This is a genomic window from Priestia sp. MDV22-iso46 (genome assembly GCF_058629175.1).
In genome coordinates this window covers 929,365-951,663 of the sequence record NZ_JBZVWT010000002.1, presented here as the reverse complement: position 1 = coordinate 951,663, position 22,299 = coordinate 929,365, and the positions used below count along the sequence as shown (strand labels likewise).

Here is a 22,299-nt window from a genome sequence, read left to right as displayed (position 1 = left end):
CTCTCGTATCATAATAATTTCGAGGTGAAAGATATGTATAAACTGTTATCGCATACGGATTTAGATGGAGTTGGATGCGGAGTTTTAGCAAAGTTAGCTTTTGGAGACAGAATAAAAATTCGTTATAACTCTATTGCATCGCTTAACCGTGAAGTAGAATGGTTTTTAGAAAATGAAGAAAGAAATACACATTTATTTATTACGGATTTATCAGTAAACGAAGAGAATGAAAAAAGACTTGAAGAGTTTTATCAAACAGGAGGAAAAGTCCAGCTGCTTGATCATCATAAAACAGCTCTTCATTTCAACGAATATGAATGGGGACACGTTGTCGTGGAAGATAACGAAGGAAACTTAGCCTCAGGAACGTCCTTATTTTATGAATACCTTATAGAAAATGAACTTATAAAGACTTCCAATGCGGTTGATGAATTTGTAGAACTAGTAAGGCAGTATGATACTTGGGAATGGGAAAAGAACAACAACCAAGAGGCACACAGGCTAAATGCTCTCTTCTTTTTAATATCTATTGACGAGTTTGAAGAAAAAATGGTTAATAGGCTTCAAAACAGTGACCACTTCTTTTTTGACGAGTTTGAACAGAAGATATTAGATATGGAAGAAGATAAAGTAGAGCGTTATATTCGTCGAAAAAGACGAGAATTGGTGCAAACCTCTATAGGTGACTATTTAGCAGGAATCGTGTACGCTGAATCGTATCATTCAGAACTTGGAAACGAATTAGGAAAAGAATATCCTCACCTTGATTACATTGCCATGTTAAATATGGGAGGAAAAAGAATTAGTCTTCGGACCATTCATGATCATGTGGATGTATCAGAAGTTGCTGGTCACTATGGAGGCGGAGGTCACGCAAAAGCTGCTGGATGTTCGTTAACTAATGAGGCTTATAACCAGTTTGTAACAGATACATTTCATCTGGATCCTGTGCGAGAGGATGCAAGAAGAAACCGATATAATTTGAAAGAATCTTCATCTGGTTCTCTCTACGAAACTCAAAATGATGATATGTTCCTTGTTTCTCTTCAGAATGAAGATGAATGGATAATTGAAAATAGCAAAGGGCTATCGATTCATACATTTAAAAGCTTTAAGGAAGCAGAAATCTTTTTAAAAAGGAATTATGCCGCTTGGTTAGTAAGAGATGATATCTTTGTAAAGTACTTAATAAGGTATATAAAAAAACTAAAGCACGAAGAATAAGCACCGAAACATATTTTGATTCATCTAATGAATGAAAGACCCAGAAAAGCTATTAAACGAAAATGAAGTAGCTTTCCCCCCAGCTCCGCCTGAACGTTTAGAAGCAGGTTTGGATGATATTCTATGCAGAGCACTTTTTCAAGATCCAGAAGTCGCAGCGGCTATCTCCATGGAGATAGCCGCTGGTATAGTTTTATAGCTAATTAATTGGCTCGTCTATTCGGAAAGATATTGCAGCGATGTTTGGTAAAATTGACATGCAAAAAGCACAGATTACAAACAATGAGCTTTCTATAAATACAAAAAATATTTCTTAGCAAATAGGGACATTACGATAACTAACTTTATCTATGATATACATATTATTTAATTGATTTAATCCCATATTCTAGGTCGATCAACCTCCATGATTCTCAAATACTGTAAGAGTTGTCCAGCGTGTACGGATTCATGATAGCCTATCCGCATCAACATATCCCCTAAAGAACGAATATAACCAACATCTGAACGGTCTATTTGAATGTTAGTTAAATCTTCTTCAGAAAAAGTAGTAATCATGTCTAAAAATTGTTGGTGGTATGATGCTGCAAACTCCAATTCATCCTTTATAGATTGTAATGGTCTTTTTTCAAAAGGAGAATCAAATTCCTTTAAGCTGCCCAAATTTTTGATAGCTAGATGATAATAGTATTCTGACTCCAAGACATGACGAACCATTTCTACGCATGTCATAGCTTCTTTATCTGGCTTCCAATCGAGTTTATCATCAGGAATTGCTTGCCAAACCTTTATACTTCTTCTTCTAATCTCTTTTATATTTAATACTACTGTGTCTGTTCCATTCATTTCCATCCCTCCTCTTATCATTATTTTACATGATTTCTCCAAAACAAAGAGGTGAATTTTCAACTAAACTTATTTCAAATATTCATGGTTCTTATGCTGAGTATAATAACTTTCATACTTTAGGAATCGTATATTCAATTCTTTTATGTAAAAAACTCCATAAACGCTTAGTAACAAGCTGTAAACCATTGGTCAACGCAGCAGATGTGAGTACTAATCACTATACATGTCCCCATTTAACAAATAAAAAAAGCTAGCATAAAGCTAACTTTTTTAAGTTAGAGATAAAGGCAGGCTAATAATTAGCAACCGCCAAATCCTCCCCAACAAGCACAGCCAATAATGATTAATAAGATAAACAGCACGATAATTAAAGCAAAACCACTGCCACCGCCGTAACCGCAGCCGCCGCCATAACCATAGCCACAACCTCCGCCATAACCTCCAAAGAACATAAACTTCACCTCCTTCTCGTTCATACATTTAGCATATGATGAAAAACGAAATTTGCTCCACGAAGTGGATAGACTACGTTTTATATCACTATAAATAAAAAATAATAACCTTTTAGTTTCTTTTACATACAATGAAGCATCCCCAGATCCCATATATGAGTTTTACTCCCTCTGCAATAGATTGTTTGAATTCCGCCCAATCAGTTCTATTGCGTATAAAAGCAACCCCGCACAACCTAGAATAAAAAAGTCTTTCTCAAATTAGAGAAAGACTTTTTTATTCTTATTAATAGCCAAATCCGCGGCCGTAACAGCTGCATCCAATAATGACAAGAAGAATAAACAGGACAACTAATAAAGCAAAACCAGAACCAGCTCCACCATAACTAGACATACAAACACCTCTTTTCGTTGTATTTAACTAAAGGAAAAAACTTTAAATATACATGGGTTAAGGTATTATATGTAGACATAGCTCATATCGATTGGATTTTGGTCTAAAATAGGCTACTTTGTTTAGCGACAGCTAAATAACATCATAAATTTCACATAGTAAAAACCCTTCATTGTTAAAATGAAGGGGCTTTTTTGGCTATTAGCACCAAGGCCGAGTTCTAGGAGGACAGCTTGGAGCACAAAAATGTTGATGCGTTTCCTGATATACAACGGATTCTGTATGCGGGAATGAGTGCATATATTTATAATTTTTTTGATAAACATTTGTGGTATGGCTAGGATGCACCACTGGAACAAACACATCTTGACCAGTAAAAGATGTGTTTTGCTTAACTGGGTCATACTGAGCAGGCATGGTTTGAGGAGGCAATTGACCACAAGGTTTAGATTGAGGATAACCGCAGTTACCTTGCTGATGATACATAGCCCCTTGATAATCACCGTAATTAGAGTGCTGATAAGGATAGTTGTTTCTCATATTAAAAATCTTCTCCTTGCTGTTAGTAGACTCCTATTACTGTATCTGAAACAACCATAGAATGTTTTGGGAAATACCTAAAAAAGACCCTAATTATTTAAGGTCTTCTTTACTAAGAGAAAAAGAAATGTGTATCCTTAGTTAGCTATGATATTAAGAAATAGAAGGTTTTTTTATGTCCATTATTCCTCAAGATTCACATCCATCGCTGCGTTATCAATATTATTTAAAATGGTTTTGTTTTTATCGTCTAATTCATTGCGTAAAAGTGAATTACGCGTCGCTTCGTATAAATCGTAACTTCTTTCATCAACTGGAGAATTATGATCTTCACATATCATTTTTTCTGATTCTTTGGATTGATCTGCCATATCAGTCACCTCCTTTGTATATTATGTGAGTTGATTAAGAAAAACATAAGAACTTTATCTGCTTATTGTTGAGTAAGGTTTAGATTTATATCAACGGTTAGCTGCTTCTGTGCATTGTGTTTACATATGACCTAGTATTAAGTGGACACAACCGTTTCTTGAGCATGCTTTTGGATGATTTCTGGAACTTCCAGCAATGAATTAACGGTTATCAATTTACCTTTTGGCGCAATATCAATTTTAACTTGGTTGTAGCTCCATTCCAGTTCAGAAGGTACGTGAATCGCATGTATTCCAACTTCTACTGCCGGTTTTATATCGGTTTTTAATGAATTGCCAATCATCCAAGTCTTTTTTGGATCGTACTTAATTTGGTTTAGTATTTCTTTTAATGCAGGTGTATCTTTTTGTTCAGAAATGAACACTCTTTTTTCAAAGTATTTAGCTAGCTCTAGCTGAACAATTTTTCTACCTTGATTTTCCTCGTCTCCACCTGTGTGTAAATAGAGATTATGTCCTTGTTCTTTAAGCTTATCTAATACTTCATACATATTTGGCAAAGGCTCTATCGGTACTTCAAATACACTTTGACCAATTTTCTTGACTCTTTCGACTCTATCTTCATGGATATCTTGATGATTTTGTTCACTAAAAAATAAATAAGTAGCTACTAATGATTCTGGAAAACGAGAAGAGTGAAGGCCATACTTTTCTATACTTTTTAAATCTATCTCTAACTGCTTTTGTTTTATTTCTTCCTTAGTCAGATTCTCAAACCATTCCTGCAATTGAGCCACAAAAGCATTTATGGTGTCTCTAAAATATTTATTACAGTGAACAAGCGTATCGTCTAAATTAAAAATTAAGGTTTGCTTCTGCATTTCGTTAAATCCTTTCTACAATCGATGTACAGACAGTATATATGAAAAAACACTAACCACTTTTATTACCTATCCACACCTAAAACCAAGATGAAATCTCCAATACGTTAGGAATAAGCAGTTGATTTACTATACTGAAATGAGAATATTTAGTGGAAAGATCCTTCTAGCATATAAAATAGAAGGATCTTTTTATAAGATAAAAAGCAGCAGGATACTCCTGCTAATAAATATAACGTTCAAAATGTTCTCTATTCATATTTGTTTTGAACGTAGAGGTACTCAGTCCTGAACGATTTATTAGCAGTTGGCTGCCTTCGTCTTCTTTAGGTATATTCATTTCAAGACCTTGTATAGTGAAAGGATCATACATATACGTTGTTCGTTCAGTTTCTGTATGCGACATTAACTTCACCTCTATTAATAGTCCTCATTTTTTAAACCATGTTAACTCGTTTACAGCAGGTTCTCTAATGAAAATATCTACGTTTCGTAGGTCTTTTCGCTAAAAAAGATCCGCCGTTTTCTACTTTTTTTATTAAGTTGTAATTTCTTGTGGCTCTTCACCTTCAAGGTCAGTAAAGAAATTTTCTAAGGTTTCCCTCGGGTCAAGGGCACGCCCATCTTCTTCGACAATACGGTTAAGCGTAGGATCATTATTGCTATCTTTATTTTTATAGTTGTTATAATCAACTCTTTCTGCAATTCCTGAATTATCAACGCCTTTAAAGTCTTTCTTTGGCATAAAAACACCTCCTAGCCATATTGTTTGAAAATTTGAAGATAAAATAAGTGGAAGGTTAAGTTATATTTTTATTTCCCGAGAATTAAATAGATACTTGTTGCTAAGAGACATGTACAACATGCTTAATTATTTTACGAAATGGGGAAACTAAAACGTCAAAATTTAATTTACTGAGGAGGAATATAAGTGGAAAGAAATCCAAGCACAAGACAGTTTCAGGATGATTTTAAGCAGTATCAAATGCCAGAGTCAGTAAAGCAACAAAAATCAGGAACTTATCGAGTCGGATTTGAATCAAACACTGGAATTGAAAAAGTACAGAATCAGCAAGAAGGAAGAGAAAATAAATAAGTTTGGGCATTTTATACTTTTACATGACGAGGAGGGCGTCTCATGGATCAATAAAAAATGTTAGCAAATGAATTAAGTAACATGCTTACAGAAAGTAAGCTGCCGATTACAATTGAAGAAGATATCCATGAAATTTGCAGAGGTTTACAATCAGGTGAAATCAGCGTGAATGATTTGAAAGAAAAAGACCCTTTTGTTGTAAATGCAGTTCAAGAAGCAATGGATAGAATAACTAAACACAATTCTTAAAATAGCTATAAAAAGCAATCATTTTTATTAAGCCAAGGACTAACTCTTTACAGAGTTAGTCCTTTGTCATTCAAATAGTATACCCATGAACGTGAAAAAAGAATGACAAACGAGTTGTCATTCTCTCTCCTACACATGGCAAGCGTTTAGTTTTTAGTCACAAGGAAATGAAACATCTAATCCCACTTTTTACAGTGTCGGTTGTTTCTAAAAATTAGTATGTCATCCTAACAAGGAAATATACATCCATTATTTACCACGAATACATTTCTTCCACAATAGGAAACTTAAGAAAAACAAGGAGGTGACACAACATGGCAAACAACAAAAGCAGCAACAACAATGAATTATTAGTATACGGTGCTGAACAAGCAATCGATCAAATGAAATATGAAATCGCTAGCGAATTTGGTGTAAACCTTGGTGCTGATACAACTGCACGTGCAAATGGATCAGTAGGTGGCGAAATCACAAAGCGTCTTGTGCAATTAGCTGAGCAACAACTTGGCGGCGGACGTTTCTAAGACAACTTTATAATTGATGGCTGAAGGAAGAATGGGTCCCCATTCTTCCTTTTTGTACGAATAAAAAAGGAAGGAGAGAGTATATGCAGCAACATCAATTAGCTAAAGAAAAGGCAGGTTTTACTGAGAAACCAGCAGCTTCTGCAACAAATGCACAAAAGGTAAAACAAGAAATCCAAAGAGACGTAAGTGAAGGACAAGGCGCAATGACTTCTCGAGAAGCAGGCGCAATGCGCGATTGAAAATCAATTTGAGCGGTTTTTAATCCTCGATTCTTTGTACAAAAACTTAAAAAAGTACCTCGATTAACTAAGGTACTTTTTTAAGTTTGCTCTATTTCGACGTGGGAGCTGCTTTGACTTCGGTTGTGTTTCATCGGGTACATGCTGTTGAAAAACAAAGGCAAACAGTGTAATCCCCAATATATAAAAGTCGAGCCTGTCTTGTCCAACTGAAAAATAATTAGTTTGTATTTTGTCCCCCGCCATTCAGCCCTTCTTTTATGTACGCGTTAACCTGACTATTCGAAAGCAATCCAATATGTCCAATGCCATAAAGTTGAATATTTCTTGCTCCTTGCAGCCTAGAGAGACTATTAACAACAATTTGATCATTTATGCTGTAGATCGACGTATAAAGAATTTTTTGATTGAGATCTGTACCTGGGAGTGCTGTCGAAGAAACTAAACCATTCGCCCCTCCTAACGTCACGACATTTTCAATCTTATTCCCTCCCCCTAGATATTTAATATAGTACAGCGTGTTTGCTCCCCCCATACTATGAGCAACAATATCTACCTTCTTAGCTCCCGTCTCTTTCAACACTTGATCAATGTATCGAGCAAGCTGAGGTCCATTATTCAAATTGTTGCCTGTCTTATCTATAAAATCAATAGCATAAAGATCATTGCGATCCCACCCTTGAGCGATTAGATAGTTTTTGATAGCAATAAAGTTATAGGACGCACCGCTGATTCCATGAACAAGAACAACCGGATTATGGTTTGCTTCGGCCTTAGCATTCGAAGGCTGAATTCCTAATGCAGATACAACCAGGGATAAAGCAAAAATTAATGCGACAAACGTTTTCTTCATTTCTTTTCTCCTCCTCAAAATGTGTAAGTAACAACCTCTATAGATTATATATAAAAATCCTAATATGGTAAACTTATACTTATAAGGAATTAAAAGTTATATTCATTTGTTATCTGTGGTATTTTTTTATAGTAGCTTATATGATAATGAGCATCACCTACTTCTATTACGTTAGATCCTTTTTATAGTTAAAAAAATCCCCCCGGAAATAATTTTGAGAGACCGTACGAAAAATAGGCTTATAGTTTGTTTTCTTTTCTTGATTACTGTCCGTTTTATGTTAACTAAAATACTACATACAACCTAAACACAAAAGAACTACTGCTCCTGAACAGTAGCTCTTTCTCTTTATACGTAATATTTTAAAACACCTTCAGTAGCATGCTCGGAGGATGAAACATTATTTATTAAGAACGTTTTTCTAATCATCTAACCTTTTACGGTCATCTGCTTGAGGAGGCTGTTCCATCCAGTGATTATCAATCATATCTTTCCCAATACGGCTATAAATCCACAAGCTATCCAAGGCCGCCTTTTCACAGTGTGCTGAAATATCAGCTCTCATACTTGCAATGAGAGCTGCGTTATAATAAGTAACTGCTACACCAAAAAGGAAACCTGTTTGAAGAAGCATAAGCCGATCTGAAAAAGGAGAAATATTGGAATTTGTAACCTCTGTTTCGCATGATTGAGGTAGATGAAGGTTGTCTTTGGTTAATAAGGATGAAAACACATCAATGTGTTTGTTTTTTACTTGCAGGCTTTTTTCTAATAATGCTCGTACGTTTTGATTTTTTGAAACTTGTGAAAAGCCAAGGATCATCGCTTTCGCAATAAATGTTCTGTGTAAATTAAAATAAGCATGTCCACTTTCTATTGTATTTATCGGTCTCTGTTTACCGAACACATCTGTTACATAGTGGTATTGTTTAATCATTTCCACCTTGTTCGGTGTTATGTAAGTAGGTGGTTGCTGATAAAGTTGTTTTGAAATAAGAAGATCCTTAGTTTTTTTATAAATCTCCATCGCATTAAGGTTGCACTGATAATAAAAATCAACAATGTCTGGACGTAAGGAAGTCGTAAAAGATAAACTCATTTCATTATGTCCGTGTGTGCTCATCATATAAAGGGATTTAAGACACAAAACGTCCGTAAATAGAGGAGGAGCTTCTAAGTTTACGTCTTCTTCTGTAAATCCTTTAGGAATAGGAAACTTCTCTTTCTTAAATAATGCTTTTAAAGTATCTATGTGTTTAAGTGAATAGTGAAGAGCTGTTTGAAAAAGGCTATGTATCTCAGGATCTTGGATCGTGTGAAGCATATATTTATTTACACATATAGATAATGTTTCACGGATATAGTGTGTCCATAAATTTGCCATTTCAGGAGATGTTAATCGATTCTTTTTTTGCAATTTTCTGTTCCTCCGTATCAAAGCCATTTTTTCTTAGTTTCCCCTCCTTTTAAGCTTTCATACAAGTTAGCTTTCATACTAATATTTCCTCTAAAAAAGAAAAAGCTGCTCAAATGAGCAACTTTTTAAAAACACATACTTAAGGAAAGATATTGAATAAATCAAGATTAATTATTTTTTTGTTTATATTCTGCATCAAAAGAGTTTTCACCGGCATGAACAGACAGCAAGGTATCAGCATAGCCAACTAGCCTGTTGACCAGCTCATCTGCAATTGCATAAACAAGAGGGTGGATTTCTGTTCTAAATAGTGCTGGATCATCTAAGATGACTGTAGTGTTAATAAACACATCTCTATTTCCATAAAGGTTATAATGAATCATTGCTTTTCCTGCAGCTCCACCTGTTCTTGGATCTTCATAACCTGGAAGAAATACGTACCATTCTTCTGCTGTAGCAGACCGGAAATTTTTCGTAAAGGTCATTCCGTTGATCACTTTTTCAATCTGCGTTTTTTGCTCCAAATGAGCTGCATCTACAATTTTCTTCTTCATAACGCACTCCTCATCACATTAGCGAAATTCTTCGTCAGCAGGCGTAGCCTCTACAGCGATTTGATAAGCATCTAAAATGGAGTCGCGTTCCTCAGGATCGGTCAATCCAACAAGATATTGTTCACCCTTTTCATCTTCAACGCGCATCAACAGCGCTTCCCCGTTCGATTGCAGCAAAGCATAAGTCTGATTTCTCATATCAAATAAAGCCTCAACTGCGTATTGTTTTTCAATACCTTTTTCATCTTCAATGGTTATAAGATCTCTTTCCCTACTGCTCACTTTTCGTTCACCTCCACTAAAAATCTTCCCGGTTACTTTACCCGTTCTTCTCTGCTTCTATAATCGTACAAAATGAAATTCAATAGCGAAGGCGAATAGGGAGTTTAGTTATGGATATATCTAAAAAAATAGTTATTTATTCGTCTATTGGAGAATGAAACTTTAAGAAATGATTAAAAAAATGTTTTTACAATATCGTGTTGTGAATGACATTCATGGCAGTACCAATTAATTTCTAAAGCATCTTCTGTGAGGGTATGTATAGTTTCTTTTCTGCACTTTTTACAGTATTCTTTTTTCTGACGTGTCTTTGACAATATAACCCCTTCCTCTCTTGCATTTTTAATTTTATGCTTCGTATAAAAATAACCATTGATACGGTACCTAAAGAGGATTGCAATAGCAATTGCAATCCTCTTCTCACATGGCAACTTTTAGATAACAAGGAAATGAAACATCTAATCCCACTTTTTACAGTGTCGGTTGTTTCTAAAAATTAGTATGTCACCCTGATCAAGAAATAAACATCCATAATTTACCATGTATATACTTCTTGGCCCCTAGGAAACTTAAGAAAAACAAGGAGGTGACACAACATGGCAAACAACAAAAGCAGCAACAACAATGAATTATTAGTATACGGTGCTGAACAAGCAATCGATCAAATGAAATATGAAATCGCTAGCGAATTTGGTGTAAACCTTGGTGCTGATACAACTGCACGTGCAAACGGATCAGTAGGTGGCGAAATCACAAAGCGTCTTGTGCAATTAGCTGAGCAACAACTTGGCGGCGGACGCTTCTAAGACAACTTTATAATTGATGGCTGAAGGAAGAGTGGGTATCCACTCTTCCTTTTATTATGGACATTTTCTATTTATCGTCATAAGCAGAAAGCCACATAAAGCATGACAAAACAAAAAACTGCCAAAGAAGGCAGCTCTCTGTATAACAAGGGTATTGTGACTTATGCCCTTATAGGCAGCTTGAATAGTATACGTAAAATAGTAGATTGTATTCACTGATAAAATTCTTTTTTTATATCTAGAAGAATAATGAAACATGATATGGAGACGTTAAGTGTGTGCATAGTAAGAAAGGTGGCACATTATTATGAATATGTTAAGGAGGATAACAATGGGTATTTTAAGTGGAAATCCTACAGATGAACCGATGCATTATGGTGAAGTATTTGGAACATGGTCGTTTCTTTCTGCTTCAAAAGGATTAGTAGCTGGTTATCAAACGTTTCTAAATCATGTAGGAGACAAGGATCTACATAAGTTGGTACAAGAAACGATTGAACAATGTCAGCAGGAAATGAAAGGTGTAGAAAAGCTATTAAAAGAAAATGGAGTGGCTTTACCTCCAACTCCGCCTGAACGTCCAGAAGCTTGTTTAGATGATATTCCAGTAGGTGCACGTGTTCAAGATCCCGAAGTTGCTGCGGCTATTTCACTGGATATAGCTGCTGGTCTAGTTGCTTGTAGTCAACTGATTGGCCAATCTATTCGTGAAGATATCGCAGCAATGTTTGGTCAAATTCACATGCAAAAAGTAGCTCTTGGTGGAAAGTTTTTGCGACTTAACAAAGAAAAAGGCTGGTTAGTTCCACCACCTCTTCACAAGTCAAAAAACACGGATTGTTGATAATGAAATTACTATAAAACGTGAAGATTTCACTTTAAGTGAACCATACCACATGCTACGAAACATTGCTTGGAAATCCTCATTTAAGGTGTATTTTTCTTTTTAGTACATGAGTTATTGATAACTTGAGCAAACTACTCAAGATGCAATAGAGAATTATCAACACAACATCTATATTTCAACGACTAGGAAAACTACTGCACAGGAGCAGTAGTTTTTTCCGTTTTTATGTTGTATAGAATATAAAAACATAGTGAACATAATGCTAGATCATGAACAAACGAGTCAAGACGCTATGAAGCATCTAACTACTTCTTTATTAACATAATACCAATTTTCAAAAATAACATGTAGAGAAGCTCTCTATGGAAAAATAAAGAGCTTTTTCTCGTCAACGAATTCTCCATTTTGATAAAGATTAAGTGTATATCAATGGATTGCATAAAATAAGTAAACAAGACCATATTAAATATGAATACTAGGTATAAAATTAAATATGAATGATAGGTATGAAAAGTATAGTCCATTCCAAATTATGGGAGATTGTATATGGATAATTATAAAAATGACAATACTGCAAGACGCTATATTGCTCATGTTAGTACCTTTGGAACGACTCAAATTCATTTAAGAAACCCCTATATTGTTGCTTGGTGGTCAGCAGCTTTTCCAGGGTTTGGGCACTTACTACTGTCTAAATACCTTCGCGGCTTTGTATTATTTATATGGGAGGTCATTATAAACCTTAAATCTCATGTGAATTTAGCCATGATTTATTCTTTTCAAGGAAACATTGATATGGCCAAAGACGTGCTTGATACAAGATGGCTTCTTATTTATATTCCCGTTTATATTTTTGCTATATGGGATAGTTACCGAACAACCGTTGATTTAAATAAAATATACGTGTTAGCTGAAAGAGAAAATCATCAGTTCAACTCCTTTAGTATAGGATCCATGGAAATAAACTATTTAGATAAACGGAATCCCATCTTATCCGTTATCTGGTCCTTGTTGATGCCAGGTCTAGGACAACTCTATATTCATCGGATCATTGGTGCTTTCTTTGTTATCATTTGGGCAGTCGTTTTCTTTTATTATTCTCATCTACTTGAGGGTATTTCTCTTCTATTTTTAGGAGAAATACAACAGGCTACTTCCGTTTTAAATAAAGAATGGTTGTTATTTTTTCCTTCTCTATATGGTTTTGCTACCTTTGATTCCTATATGAATACCGTTGAGAATAATAAACTTGTTGAAAGAGTGCAGAAAAACTTCTTCGAGAAAATGTATCAACACCCAAGCTTTTGTATTGTGAAAGGAAAAAAGGTGGAGTGAAAATATGCAAATCTTTTCTACATTTGAATACTCCAGTTACATAGAATTAGCTATTTCCGATCTAGAAAAAAAAGGAATAAAGAAAGAGGACATATTTATCGTTCCTCTTAATAATAGAACGGAAGTCCGCCGGATTTTTGATAGCCTTCATCGAGCAGATGGTGTTTCTCTTATTGATTTAGGAATGGCTCTAGCCACAGCCTTTTCAGTCATTGGTGCAAGTATTGGTTTTAAACTAAGCTGGGGACCTATTTATTGGGGGATTATTAGTGCTTTTAGCGGATTTATCTTAGGATTAGGAATTAAAATATTTATGTTTAAAGTAATCAGGAAAAATCAACGGCTTCTACGTGGCAAACATTCCGAAGTCATACTCATTGTTGATTGTCATGCTGCGGACGCCGAAGCGGTTGAACAAACTTTGTGGAAAAATCTTGCCTTAGGTGTTTCAAAAGTTAGACCTGATGGCTTATAAAAATAAGTCATCACCGTACAATATAATGGCCAGATACAGGATGAATGAATTACTATTCAGGATTAGAGATAACTTCCTTAACACATTGAGGAAGTTTTTCTGTTTTTAAGCTGTATACTCTTTAGTTAGCATAATGTCATTTATTAGAACCAAAAAAGCTGTATGAAGAATCTTATTCAGGCAGTCTTCTGTTTAAAATTTTATTGATTGCGACTCTCTAACTTCTGCATATTTTCCCATATCATTTGAATTTATTAAATGTCATTACAATTTCCTTTTATTTCTTAATAAAATAACAATCGATATCAAAGCAACAGTATTAATTAATTCTAAAAGAGGACTTATTCTGTCTAAAAATAAACTAATCATGTTCTATAACATTTGCTTCTCACAACCTTCTAATTAAAATCAAAAGATTAAAAACAAATTATAAAACTACTTTTAGACAACCTATTGAAATATTTCAAGAAAAAACACTGTTAATCGGGAAGTTCTAAAAAATCATCTAAGTGTGTTTCAAGCTCAACTTTTATATCGCTAAGTGACTCACCAACTAGTTCTCCTATTACTTTGCTTCCAAAGATTTTTTTCGAGAGTGGTATACCTAAAAACGTACGGCTACATTTCCAAACTACTACGTTATAAAAATCAAGCATACCTCCTTCTATATCATCATTGATAAATATAATGACTACAGATTCATACCCTTCATCAAAATGATCACCGTTCGTAACCTCAAACTTCACAAAAAGGTCTAAGTTTTGTTTCTGAAATAAAGGCGTATATATTTGTTCGAGTTTCATCGTGACATCTCTTAATTCTTGTTCGATTTTATTGATTCTGTTTCTTAGCTGTAATGTAAATTCTCTCTCACCGTATTTCATTTATAATCACCATTTTCCAAAATTAAGGTTGAGTAACAATTCTACGCATAAAAACAAAATTTCTGTATTGTATACTTCATACATTCTTAGTTAGCATACTTACCGCTATTGGTACTAATAAAAAAAGAGATTGAGACATAGCTAAATCAATCGAATCTACAGACGAACAAATGGGATAAATGAAACCTACGTTCACCCTAACAATAAAAAATCAGAACAATTAATCGATACTATTGATTAACTGTTCTGATTTTTCTTCAACTAAAATACTTTTGTCCCAGCCTCTTTTCAGAAGTCACATATATTAAATGTTGTTCTACCATCCTTTTTGATTTCTTAATGTGGTAATATGAGCAATATGATGCTTTCCATGCCAAGCGTAAGTGGCTATTAATTGCTCAATCGTCACTTCCCCGTTTTCAGGGTGGTGGATCGTTTTCTTTAAATCTATTTCATCAAGTGAGTTTAACACTTTATGAAGACGCTTATGTAAAGCTGAAAAAAGTTGGAGAGAAATTTCTATCGGTAACTCATTATCAGGAAGATTCGACCAAGCCACTTCATCATATGCCTTAATAGTAGGCTCTTGCTCTGTTAACCCTAATTTAAAACGGGTATAAGCATTCATATGGGAGTCAGCTAAATGATGGACAACTTGACTTAATGTCCAACCGCCTTCTCGATAAGGCGTAGCTAACTGCTCGTTTGTCAGCCCTTCTACAGCATAAGCTAATTGCTTTGGTGCATCTCCAATGTCATGAATCCAACCTTGAATATCCTCTTTTTGAATATCTTCTTTCACCGTAAATTTCCCAATCGGATATTGATTAAACATACACCCTCATCCCTTTCTATTGCTATCAATATCTATTATAGCAACTTTAGGTGCATATGAGTTTAAATATTCAGAATCCATACTTCCCGATAAAGTATTCCAAATTATGAATACAGTGTACACTTTCAGTTAGCATATTGCCGTTTATCCCCAATAAAAAATAATGTAGTCTCCCTTTACTATGGTTCATGATAAGTATTCCTCTAAATTAAGGCCACTTTCAACTAAAATAATAACCGTATAGATAAACATTCCGTAAGATTAAGGTGAGGTGATTAAAATGAGCAATAATTATAAAAGCTATTTCTACAGTAAGTTCTTTTTAGTATATTTTATTACACTTTCATTATTTATTATCGTTGATATCGTAGAATCAGGAAGAATTACACTTTTTTCTTTGGGAGACAGCTGGAATTTCATTTTATATCAAATTGGTTTTTGTTTAATTGCTATTGGCTTTTTTAGTGCATTCATTGCAAACTTATTATCGAAAATGAAAAAAAGATAAGTAATTAATTAAAGATTGGAAATAGAAAATACATACTATATATGTTTCTAGTTAACATAAAATCTCCTATTATATATTAAGCTTTATTATTTAAATACTGAGTAAGTAAATGAACTGCGCTGTCTTGTTTTTTCTCTACTGCAACCTCTAAAGGTGTTTTCCCATCATCTTTTTTTATCTCGATATCTGCACCTTTTTCGATGAGAAGTTTAATCATATTTTCATCTCCTAGCAACGAGGCCTCATGAAGACTCGTCCATCCACCGCTTTGTTTTGCATTTACATCTGCGCCTTTTGTAAGCAACAAGTCTACAGCTTGAATTTGCTTATTTGCTACTGCTGCATGAAGAGGCATGTTTTCATTCGAATTTTTAGCCTTAATATGAATATCCGCCCCTAGCGACAACAATAACTTAGCGCTATCCACTTGCCCAAAATAACAAGCTAAATGTAAAGGTGTCCACCCATCTGAATTAAAAGCGCTAAGTAAAGATGGCTCTTTATTTAATAACGCTTTTATCTCTTCACTTTCTCCATTCACCGCCGCATTTGTTATTTGATCAATATATTCCACTTTACATCCCCCTAATATATAGAAATACCTTGATTATATTTCCATTTTATCATAATTTTGTGGATGAACACGATATTCAAAAGTAGTTACCATAGAAATCAACAAATAGCTGCTATTAGTAAATTAGAAAGCCATCTTATCCTGATTTTTCGTACTCCATAAGATATTCCTACGCCAAAGTTATCTATACTTGATGATAGGGCAAAACCTAAAATGAATAACCATTCCATTTTGTATTCTCCTTTTGATGATAATATTGAGGAAATTTGCTTACTTGTTGCATATATTGTTGATAAACCTTCAATAAAATAAATACTGCGCGTTGAAAAATATAAAGAGGTGAATCGCAATGTCTAACACCAAAAATGAACAAAACCTTGGTCTGTTATTGAGGTCTTTATTAAAGAAAAATGCTTTATCTATGCGGAAGCTCAGCTCACTTACGGGGATTGATACGGCGACTGTTTCACGGATTATAAATGGAAAGCAGCAAGCAAATCTACATCATTTAAAGCAGTTTGCGCATTATTTAAATACGCCTCTTGAAGCATTAATTGACCCTGCTGGAGCTGCTTCAAACAATACAGAAAATGAAGTAGAAACAGGCATTCATTACTCCATTGATAAAATTCAAGAAATACTTAAATCTTTTGATATAGTGGATACAAACTTTACGATTGAACGTGTAAAACAAGAACTAACAAAATACAAGCAATATGCACAGACCGACGAAGGACACAGCATGATTCTAGATAACTTTCAATCCAAAATAGAGCAAGTAGGCAGCGTTGGTACCTTTATTGATCAATTAAAGCAAATGTATCTTGAATATTGTAGCGAAGAAACCTCGGCTGCCAAGCGCTCTATTTTGGGAAGTGCGCTATTGTATTTTATTTTGCCTACCGATATTATCCCAGACTACGTCTTTCCAATTGGATATCTAGACGATGCAATAGCTGTACAACTAGTGATGAATCAACTTACGGAATAAAGACTGCGTTTTATTAAGGGAACTGAACGCGGCATACCGCTATTTATTGTGAAAACGGAACTTTTTCTGGACGATGAGCAGGTAAATACTCTATTGCTTTCTTTAATTTAGATAATTCCTTTGGCACAATCTTTTTGATGATTTTTTCTTTTTCACATGGTTTGCATGACTCATGGTTACATCTATGCGCACACATACCTAAAGGAATTTTCTCTCCTACAAATGGATCTATATAGACTCCATTTTCAAATAACTTACTTTTAATAAAATTTTCATTTTGCAATCTGCAGCAATTAACACAATAGTACATTTGTTTTTCACTCTCTTTCTTATACTTGATTTTGAAATATCTTATGAGAACTCATCAACAGAAGTGCTTGTTCCTACATGGAAAGTTGAAAAAATCTCAACAAACGTTGAAGAATACTCAACACACGTTACTTACAAACATGTGGTTTAAGTATGACATCATACAGAGTGTCATACATCGAGGAGGGATAATGGTGAAAACAAGAGGTATTATTAACGCTGTAATCGGTATTTGGTTTGTTATTGCCCCTTGGATGCTTGGGTTTTCATACGATGCAGGGGCTACTTCAGCAAGTATTGTATTTGGCAGCCTTCAAGTGATTATGTCTTTTTGGGGAGTTACTAAATCCGGATGGAATTCATGGCAAAATTGGATTTCGCTCATTACCGGATTATGGTTTATTCTTTTTCCCTTTATTTATTCATTAACAGACGGGGTGCTTTGGTCTAGCGTCGTACTTGGGTTAATGACCGTATTACTTAGTTTATGGAGCTTGAACTCTAAAGCAAGATTAAAATTAAAAGCTGTAAGTTAAAAAGCGAATAATATTCCACTTTTTGCTTAAACTACTCAAGATACCGCAACGTATCGACTATGTGAGAAATAATTCTCCTAGCAGAAAAGCTCCCTACGGAAATAGGGAGCTTTTTCTGCTTTTTATGTAAGGCTTGTACAGATTTAGTCAACGCAATGTATTTTATAGAAAGCTATAAAAGAGAAAAGGTAGATCACATTTGCGATCTACCTTTTCTCTCCATTACGGAGTCATCATTACTTTTTTAACACCGGTATCCATATTTCACTTTTAAAGGTTGGCGACGTTACATTTTTATGTTCATTCCATAAGATTTCCGGTCCTTCTACTTGTTCATAATTTGAGGATGGAAACCATTCTGAATAAATTCGTCCCCATACATCTTGTAATGTGTCAGGAAATGGCCCGACTGCTTCGAATACAGCCCATGTTCCAGCGGGCACTTCAAGTTGTACTAAATGATCGGGACAATCCTTAGTTGTGGCTACACCGATATAATGGTCCAGCTGCCCTTTTTCCTCCATTCTCCCTTCAGAAAAGTTCACAGATGCACTAAGCAAACCTAATGGTGTAACATTAGAAAGTTCTTTTAATTTACGTATTGTTTCATCGTTCAAGCTTTCCCACATAGCAGCAATCTTTGGGTTAACTCCATGAAAAATTATCGGAACTCTTTCTTTAATACCAACGATATGAAAGGCCTCTTTTTCCTCAATTCGATAATTCATTTCATTTCCTCCTTTAATTGATAACTGAAAGGTCATTTTTGGAAATGCTTTAAGTGAACTCCCATTTTTTTTAGCTTCCGAAGGAGTTATACCGTGTAGATTTTGAAAAGCCCTTGTAAACGAATCCGGTGAGCTGTAATTGTACTTGATCGCAACATCAATGACTTTGATGTTACTATCTTTAAGTTCAAATGCTGCAAGTGTAAGACGTCTTCGGCGAATATATTCTGATAAAGTAATGCCTGCAAGAAAAGAAAACATCCTTTTAAAGTGATACTCAGAGCAAAGAGCCAGCCTTGCTACTTCTCTAAAATCGATATCATTGGTTAAATTCTCCTCAATATAGTGTAAAGCTCTATTCATATTTCTAAGCAAATCCATTTGTATGACCTCCCTTATTATCAGAATAGCAGGATTTGAATAAGGCTATCCGACATTTCATGCACAGTTATGCAGGCTTTTTCCTTCTGTTCATAAGTTCCTACAAACTTAAACAAGCTATTCAAAATGCAATTTCAGCTAGCATAATAACTTTAGAAAACAACAAATAAAGAGCCTTAAATTATAAGCCTCTTTATTTGTTCTCTATTTACCTGTGGACTTGCCTTGGTTTTTATGAGTAAATCCCAACTAAAATATCAATTACACTGCATCTGTCATTATATATAAATTGGATGGGATAATTTTGTTTTCTAAAATTAAGTATGGATGGCACTTCATTAAAGCAAGTTTAAGAACTTCTGGTACTCTCTCTTCATCATAAGCGCATACTAAATGTAATCCGCCTTTATTTACTAATTTGTCTGCTTCATTTTCAAACTCTTCTAAAATAGGTACAATTCCTTCTTGCTGTCCCCATTCTACATGAGCCCATATTTGAAAAGATCTATTGTTTTTATAGAAGGGATCTAAGTGTCGAGAGAGATGTTCAAAGATTATAGCAGGCTGAAAACTTCCACTTGAACAGTAATAATCAAAATTATTAATAGTATGTATATATGTTAATTGGTCTTCAGTTAGAATTTCCTCTAACTTTTCAAAAATTAATGGAATTAATCTTTCACTTTCTATAACTAACGTATGCCTCTCCTGTTCAATTCCCGACACAATATAAGACACAAGATTATCTAAGTAACTTCTCATGTCGTCAATATTATAGTAAATATGAACGCTTTCATTATTCTGTATTAATTGAGCAAACTGATTTTTCAAGTGTGTACGCTCCCTTATATAAAATCAACCTAAATTTCAAGAATCTTAAACTAGTAAATTGTCTATTCGTTAGAACAATTCTACGCTTTGCATTCTTATCTGTCAAAACTGGATGTTCTCCCATTTATTTTGGGGTGTACAGCTGTTTTTAGAGCAGTGTAGCTATATTGATTGCAAACGGTATAACGTTTGCGGCAATTATTCTGGCGTCTTGACTAAAGAATACTATACCCCTTTTCAAATACGATTAAAGCCTAACAAGAAATAATGACAGAATTAAGTTTACTTATTCTTTCAAATAAATCTTCGCGTAGCATGGATAGAAGCATCACCCATCTATTTTTTAGTTTGTATAGCCTACAAAATAGCTATCATAACACGCGTTACAAGTAGAAAAAAGATCTTAAACTTCTAGGGAAGTTCAGGATCTTCAAATAAAAAGCTCTTATTTTTTTAATGTTATAGGTACACAAATATCACAATAATCAATCTCATTATTGTCACCATAATATCGTTCAAAGATTGGCCTTGGATCAACTTCATAACCCGCTTCTAACAAGCCAGAAAAAATGGTAGCCCACGCTTTTTGAATTTCTTCTGCAGTATGCTTAACTTTGTATATTGCATACTGTCCCCCTACTAATTGATCTTCACTAAAATCATCGTCAACGTAATATTCACTAGAAATGACGATACCAGCATCATAACGACAATTCTCAGGCGCTGTTTCTTCAGGATTGTCCCGTGCGATGCTCAGAATTATTGAATCTTTAGTAAACAATCCCTTCTTTTTAGCCAAACGTTTTAACTTCTCCATCACTTTAACATTATGAGGACCATATGGCCCAACTTGTCTCACATATGCAATTCGGTAATTTGGTAAAGTATCAATCTTCATATTCATCTCACTCTGCCCCTTTTTCATCAATATTTACTACAATGAAAAAGTTATCACTATTTAAAAAGATAATCACTTAAATTTTTAAAAATTTACCATTTATACAAATACAGTTTATATAAGCGCGGTTCTAAGCATAAAAAAGGAGCTCAAGAACTATTGAACTAGTTCTTGAGCTCCTCCTTTTACCCAATGTTCTGGGATTGCTAAAGCAGACGGCAACTTTGTATGTACATTTCCCTTTGCCGCATTCACCTGTGCCTGAGTAAGAAAAATACTTCCTGTCAGGTCGGCACCGCTCAAATCAGCATCCCTAAAGTCTGCACCAATAAGATCAGTTAACCGGAGATCAGCATCTCTAAGATCAGCAGCTATAAATAACGCTCCCTTTAAATTAGCTCCTCTAAGATTAGCTCTTCTTAGGTTAGCACCGATATAGTCACTACTACGCTTGAATTTCTTTCCCAACTTTTTATTAGATGTTTTAGGACGTACCAATTCACTTGTACGTACAAGCAAGTCCTTCACTTTCATTCGATGTTCATGTACATCAATTTTTAAAATATCCTCTGGGCTTTGTTTGATCAGGCTTTCAGTTTCTTCAAAAGAAATTTTTAAATCATTGTGAATTGGTTTTGTAGCTTGAAATTGGAGTGCCTCACTTAAATACCACAGCATTTCATGCAGCTGCTGAACAATAGGAAATACCTCAAACATTTCTTTAGTCCTTGTTTTGTTAGCTCTCCAATCATTTCCTATATATATAACTTGAGAAACTCTTTGACCTGCACCAAAACACTCATACCCCACACAGCCTTTGAATCCCGTAGTGATAAGGTTTTTATGAATGGAACATGAATAGTTTGGCTGTAAATGACGACAAGGAGTCCCGCCATCTTTATTAAATGCGAAATCAGCAGATTGTGCATAAGGTAAAGCTACGCAGCACAAACCAAAACAACTTGAACAGTCGGAACGTAAATTATCTCGAATATCATTATTTATTTCTAATTTATTAGACAAAACAACCATTCCTCTCATGTTAATAGCGACCAAAAGGAAAATAAAGTTAATTCCCACTTATATTTAGTGTGTAAAATACAAATTTTTTTAGTAAATTCTTTCGTAAACCTTAAAGAAAGTTACCTATTTACAGTACCTTCTATTGCTACTAAATACATTATGCTATCAATCCCAAGCCCTGTATCTATAAGCACAGCTTTATTTTCTCCGATAAGCAAAAAAGAATGGACTTTTTCCCAATGCCCACATTCGCTAATGGCATAAGTTTTATCATCAATCGTTTGCACTGTAAACCAAGAATCTTTAATCATATAACAGGCAGTGACTTACTACTAAGTTCGATATTTATACGATTATGTCCTCTCAAAACCTTCAATTATTCAGAAAATAGAATGTATGCCATATGCTGC

At 34.5% G+C, this 22,299-nt stretch carries 34 protein-coding genes and 1 pseudogene; 13 read left to right on the top strand and 22 right to left on the bottom strand.

Features of this window, described 5'->3' with window-relative positions:
• The first annotated feature begins 33 nt into the window (after positions 1-33).
• Complete coding sequence (locus AC4NPH_RS16940; RefSeq protein WP_491938823.1) at positions 34-1,224, top strand: DHH family phosphoesterase; 1,191 nt, start codon at positions 34-36, stop codon at positions 1,222-1,224.
• Positions 1,225-1,255: 31 nt separating this feature from the next.
• Positions 1,256-1,423, top strand: a complete 168-nt coding sequence (locus AC4NPH_RS16935; RefSeq protein ID WP_013058437.1) for a hypothetical protein — start codon at positions 1,256-1,258, stop codon at positions 1,421-1,423.
• A gap of 176 nt (positions 1,424-1,599) precedes the next feature.
• Here the strand turns inward: AC4NPH_RS16935 and AC4NPH_RS16930 are convergent, their stop codons facing one another.
• The 8 genes from AC4NPH_RS16930 to AC4NPH_RS16895 form a co-directional block, all read right to left on the bottom strand.
• Positions 1,600-2,070 (bottom strand): DinB family protein, encoded by a 471-nt coding sequence (locus AC4NPH_RS16930; protein WP_013058438.1) that lies wholly within the window; start codon positions 2,068-2,070, stop codon positions 1,600-1,602.
• Positions 2,071-2,372: 302 nt separating this feature from the next.
• Positions 2,373-2,525, bottom strand: coding sequence for a YjcZ family sporulation protein (locus AC4NPH_RS16925; protein WP_013058439.1), 153 nt, complete (start codon positions 2,523-2,525; stop codon positions 2,373-2,375).
• A 286-nt stretch (positions 2,526-2,811) separates the two neighbouring features.
• Positions 2,812-2,919 (bottom strand): YjcZ family sporulation protein, encoded by a 108-nt coding sequence (locus AC4NPH_RS16920; RefSeq protein ID WP_016766356.1) that lies wholly within the window; start codon positions 2,917-2,919, stop codon positions 2,812-2,814.
• Between the two features lie 201 nt (positions 2,920-3,120).
• A complete protein-coding gene (locus AC4NPH_RS16915) occupies positions 3,121-3,459 on the bottom strand; it encodes a CotD family spore coat protein (RefSeq protein ID WP_055990533.1) in 339 nt (112 codons plus the stop codon).
• 182 nt (positions 3,460-3,641) lie between these two features.
• Positions 3,642-3,830, bottom strand: coding sequence for a hypothetical protein (locus tag AC4NPH_RS16910; RefSeq protein WP_013058440.1), 189 nt, complete (start codon positions 3,828-3,830; stop codon positions 3,642-3,644).
• A 137-nt stretch (positions 3,831-3,967) separates the two neighbouring features.
• Positions 3,968-4,711 (bottom strand): HAD family hydrolase, encoded by a 744-nt coding sequence (locus tag AC4NPH_RS16905; RefSeq protein WP_098399917.1) that lies wholly within the window; start codon positions 4,709-4,711, stop codon positions 3,968-3,970.
• Between the two features lie 223 nt (positions 4,712-4,934).
• Positions 4,935-5,117: a hypothetical protein gene (locus AC4NPH_RS16900; protein WP_098239091.1), complete on the bottom strand. Its 183-nt coding sequence runs from the start codon at positions 5,115-5,117 to the stop codon at positions 4,935-4,937.
• A gap of 132 nt (positions 5,118-5,249) precedes the next feature.
• Positions 5,250-5,456 (bottom strand): hypothetical protein, encoded by a 207-nt coding sequence (locus tag AC4NPH_RS16895; RefSeq protein ID WP_013058443.1) that lies wholly within the window; start codon positions 5,454-5,456, stop codon positions 5,250-5,252.
• Between the two features lie 186 nt (positions 5,457-5,642).
• Between AC4NPH_RS16895 and AC4NPH_RS16890 the strand changes: the two genes are divergently transcribed.
• From AC4NPH_RS16890 to AC4NPH_RS16875, 4 genes are all read left to right on the top strand, one after another.
• On the top strand, positions 5,643-5,807 hold the full coding sequence (locus tag AC4NPH_RS16890) for a hypothetical protein (protein WP_013058444.1): 165 nt from the start codon (positions 5,643-5,645) through the stop codon (positions 5,805-5,807).
• Between the two features lie 57 nt (positions 5,808-5,864).
• Positions 5,865-6,056 carry a hypothetical protein gene (locus AC4NPH_RS16885; RefSeq protein WP_035439093.1) on the top strand — a complete coding sequence of 64 codons (192 nt, stop codon included), beginning with the start codon at positions 5,865-5,867 and terminating at the stop codon, positions 6,054-6,056.
• A gap of 314 nt (positions 6,057-6,370) precedes the next feature.
• Positions 6,371-6,580 (top strand): alpha/beta-type small acid-soluble spore protein, encoded by a 210-nt coding sequence (locus tag AC4NPH_RS16880; protein WP_013058452.1) that lies wholly within the window; start codon positions 6,371-6,373, stop codon positions 6,578-6,580.
• 83 nt (positions 6,581-6,663) lie between these two features.
• Positions 6,664-6,822 (top strand): hypothetical protein, encoded by a 159-nt coding sequence (locus AC4NPH_RS16875; protein WP_013058447.1) that lies wholly within the window; start codon positions 6,664-6,666, stop codon positions 6,820-6,822.
• A 220-nt stretch (positions 6,823-7,042) separates the two neighbouring features.
• Here AC4NPH_RS16875 and AC4NPH_RS16870 read toward each other — a convergent pair whose 3' ends face one another.
• The 4 genes from AC4NPH_RS16870 to AC4NPH_RS16855 form a co-directional block, all read right to left on the bottom strand.
• Positions 7,043-7,675 (bottom strand): esterase/lipase family protein, encoded by a 633-nt coding sequence (locus AC4NPH_RS16870; RefSeq protein WP_013058448.1) that lies wholly within the window; start codon positions 7,673-7,675, stop codon positions 7,043-7,045.
• Positions 7,676-8,096: 421 nt separating this feature from the next.
• On the bottom strand, positions 8,097-9,092 hold the full coding sequence (locus AC4NPH_RS16865; RefSeq protein ID WP_231101769.1) for a DUF3231 family protein: 996 nt from the start codon (positions 9,090-9,092) through the stop codon (positions 8,097-8,099).
• 167 nt (positions 9,093-9,259) lie between these two features.
• Positions 9,260-9,646 carry a hypothetical protein gene (locus AC4NPH_RS16860; RefSeq protein WP_013058450.1) on the bottom strand — a complete coding sequence of 129 codons (387 nt, stop codon included), beginning with the start codon at positions 9,644-9,646 and terminating at the stop codon, positions 9,260-9,262.
• A gap of 18 nt (positions 9,647-9,664) precedes the next feature.
• Positions 9,665-9,928, bottom strand: a complete 264-nt coding sequence (locus AC4NPH_RS16855; protein WP_013058451.1) for a DUF1292 domain-containing protein — start codon at positions 9,926-9,928, stop codon at positions 9,665-9,667.
• A 596-nt stretch (positions 9,929-10,524) separates the two neighbouring features.
• On the opposite strand from AC4NPH_RS16855, the gene AC4NPH_RS16850 reads away from it, so the two are divergent.
• The 4 genes from AC4NPH_RS16850 (at position 10,525) to AC4NPH_RS16835 (ending at position 13,391) form a co-directional block, all read left to right on the top strand.
• Positions 10,525-10,734 (top strand): alpha/beta-type small acid-soluble spore protein, encoded by a 210-nt coding sequence (locus tag AC4NPH_RS16850; RefSeq protein WP_013058452.1) that lies wholly within the window; start codon positions 10,525-10,527, stop codon positions 10,732-10,734.
• Positions 10,735-11,065: 331 nt separating this feature from the next.
• Positions 11,066-11,578, top strand: coding sequence for a DUF3231 family protein (locus AC4NPH_RS16845; RefSeq protein WP_013058453.1), 513 nt, complete (start codon positions 11,066-11,068; stop codon positions 11,576-11,578).
• Between the two features lie 549 nt (positions 11,579-12,127).
• Positions 12,128-12,916, top strand: coding sequence for a hypothetical protein (locus AC4NPH_RS16840; RefSeq protein ID WP_013058454.1), 789 nt, complete (start codon positions 12,128-12,130; stop codon positions 12,914-12,916).
• Between the two features lie 4 nt (positions 12,917-12,920).
• On the top strand, positions 12,921-13,391 hold the full coding sequence (locus AC4NPH_RS16835; RefSeq protein WP_098196837.1) for a hypothetical protein: 471 nt from the start codon (positions 12,921-12,923) through the stop codon (positions 13,389-13,391).
• A gap of 479 nt (positions 13,392-13,870) precedes the next feature.
• On the opposite strand, the gene AC4NPH_RS16830 is transcribed toward AC4NPH_RS16835, so the two are convergent.
• Together AC4NPH_RS16830 and AC4NPH_RS16825 are read right to left on the bottom strand one after the other, a co-directional pair.
• Positions 13,871-14,275: a hypothetical protein gene (locus AC4NPH_RS16830; RefSeq protein ID WP_098314760.1), complete on the bottom strand. Its 405-nt coding sequence runs from the start codon at positions 14,273-14,275 to the stop codon at positions 13,871-13,873.
• A 316-nt stretch (positions 14,276-14,591) separates the two neighbouring features.
• Complete coding sequence (locus AC4NPH_RS16825) at positions 14,592-15,110, bottom strand: YfiT family bacillithiol transferase (RefSeq protein ID WP_013058457.1); 519 nt, start codon at positions 15,108-15,110, stop codon at positions 14,592-14,594.
• Between the two features lie 280 nt (positions 15,111-15,390).
• Here AC4NPH_RS16825 and AC4NPH_RS16820 point away from each other — a divergent pair, with 280 nt between their 5' ends.
• Positions 15,391-15,618 carry a hypothetical protein gene (locus AC4NPH_RS16820; protein ID WP_098314761.1) on the top strand — a complete coding sequence of 76 codons (228 nt, stop codon included), beginning with the start codon at positions 15,391-15,393 and terminating at the stop codon, positions 15,616-15,618.
• Positions 15,619-15,694: 76 nt separating this feature from the next.
• On the opposite strand, the gene AC4NPH_RS16815 is transcribed toward AC4NPH_RS16820, so the two are convergent.
• Together AC4NPH_RS16815 and AC4NPH_RS16810 are read right to left on the bottom strand one after the other, a co-directional pair.
• Positions 15,695-16,192, bottom strand: a complete 498-nt coding sequence (locus AC4NPH_RS16815; protein WP_097812708.1) for an ankyrin repeat domain-containing protein — start codon at positions 16,190-16,192, stop codon at positions 15,695-15,697.
• Between the two features lie 101 nt (positions 16,193-16,293).
• Positions 16,294-16,422 (bottom strand): annotated as a pseudogene (locus AC4NPH_RS16810) (sporulation membrane protein YtaF); the annotation flags it as partial.
• A 119-nt stretch (positions 16,423-16,541) separates the two neighbouring features.
• On the opposite strand from AC4NPH_RS16810, the gene AC4NPH_RS16805 reads away from it, so the two are divergent.
• The gene (locus AC4NPH_RS16805) at positions 16,542-17,183 is read left to right on the top strand and encodes a DUF1232 domain-containing protein (RefSeq protein WP_013058460.1); all 642 of its coding nucleotides are present in this window, start codon (positions 16,542-16,544) and stop codon (positions 17,181-17,183) included.
• Positions 17,184-17,226: 43 nt separating this feature from the next.
• Here AC4NPH_RS16805 and AC4NPH_RS16800 read toward each other — a convergent pair whose 3' ends face one another.
• Entirely contained in the window at positions 17,227-17,493 is a 267-nt protein-coding gene (locus AC4NPH_RS16800; protein WP_097812707.1) for a DUF3973 domain-containing protein, read from the bottom strand.
• Positions 17,494-17,683: 190 nt separating this feature from the next.
• Here AC4NPH_RS16800 and AC4NPH_RS16795 point away from each other — a divergent pair, with 190 nt between their 5' ends.
• A complete protein-coding gene (locus AC4NPH_RS16795; RefSeq protein ID WP_098314762.1) occupies positions 17,684-18,028 on the top strand; it encodes an SPW repeat domain-containing protein in 345 nt (114 codons plus the stop codon).
• Positions 18,029-18,264: 236 nt separating this feature from the next.
• Here AC4NPH_RS16795 and AC4NPH_RS16790 read toward each other — a convergent pair whose 3' ends face one another.
• The 5 genes from AC4NPH_RS16790 to AC4NPH_RS16770 form a co-directional block, all read right to left on the bottom strand.
• On the bottom strand, positions 18,265-19,137 hold the full coding sequence (locus AC4NPH_RS16790) for an AraC family transcriptional regulator (RefSeq protein ID WP_013058462.1): 873 nt from the start codon (positions 19,135-19,137) through the stop codon (positions 18,265-18,267).
• A 261-nt stretch (positions 19,138-19,398) separates the two neighbouring features.
• Complete coding sequence (locus AC4NPH_RS16785) at positions 19,399-19,968, bottom strand: MEDS domain-containing protein (protein ID WP_064472004.1); 570 nt, start codon at positions 19,966-19,968, stop codon at positions 19,399-19,401.
• 445 nt (positions 19,969-20,413) lie between these two features.
• Positions 20,414-20,872: an AraC family transcriptional regulator gene (locus AC4NPH_RS16780; protein WP_013058464.1), complete on the bottom strand. Its 459-nt coding sequence runs from the start codon at positions 20,870-20,872 to the stop codon at positions 20,414-20,416.
• 150 nt (positions 20,873-21,022) lie between these two features.
• A complete protein-coding gene (locus tag AC4NPH_RS16775; RefSeq protein ID WP_255286313.1) occupies positions 21,023-21,889 on the bottom strand; it encodes a pentapeptide repeat-containing protein in 867 nt (288 codons plus the stop codon).
• 119 nt (positions 21,890-22,008) lie between these two features.
• The gene (locus AC4NPH_RS16770; protein WP_013058466.1) at positions 22,009-22,200 is read right to left on the bottom strand and encodes a hypothetical protein; all 192 of its coding nucleotides are present in this window, start codon (positions 22,198-22,200) and stop codon (positions 22,009-22,011) included.
• Positions 22,201-22,299 lie beyond the last annotated feature (99 nt).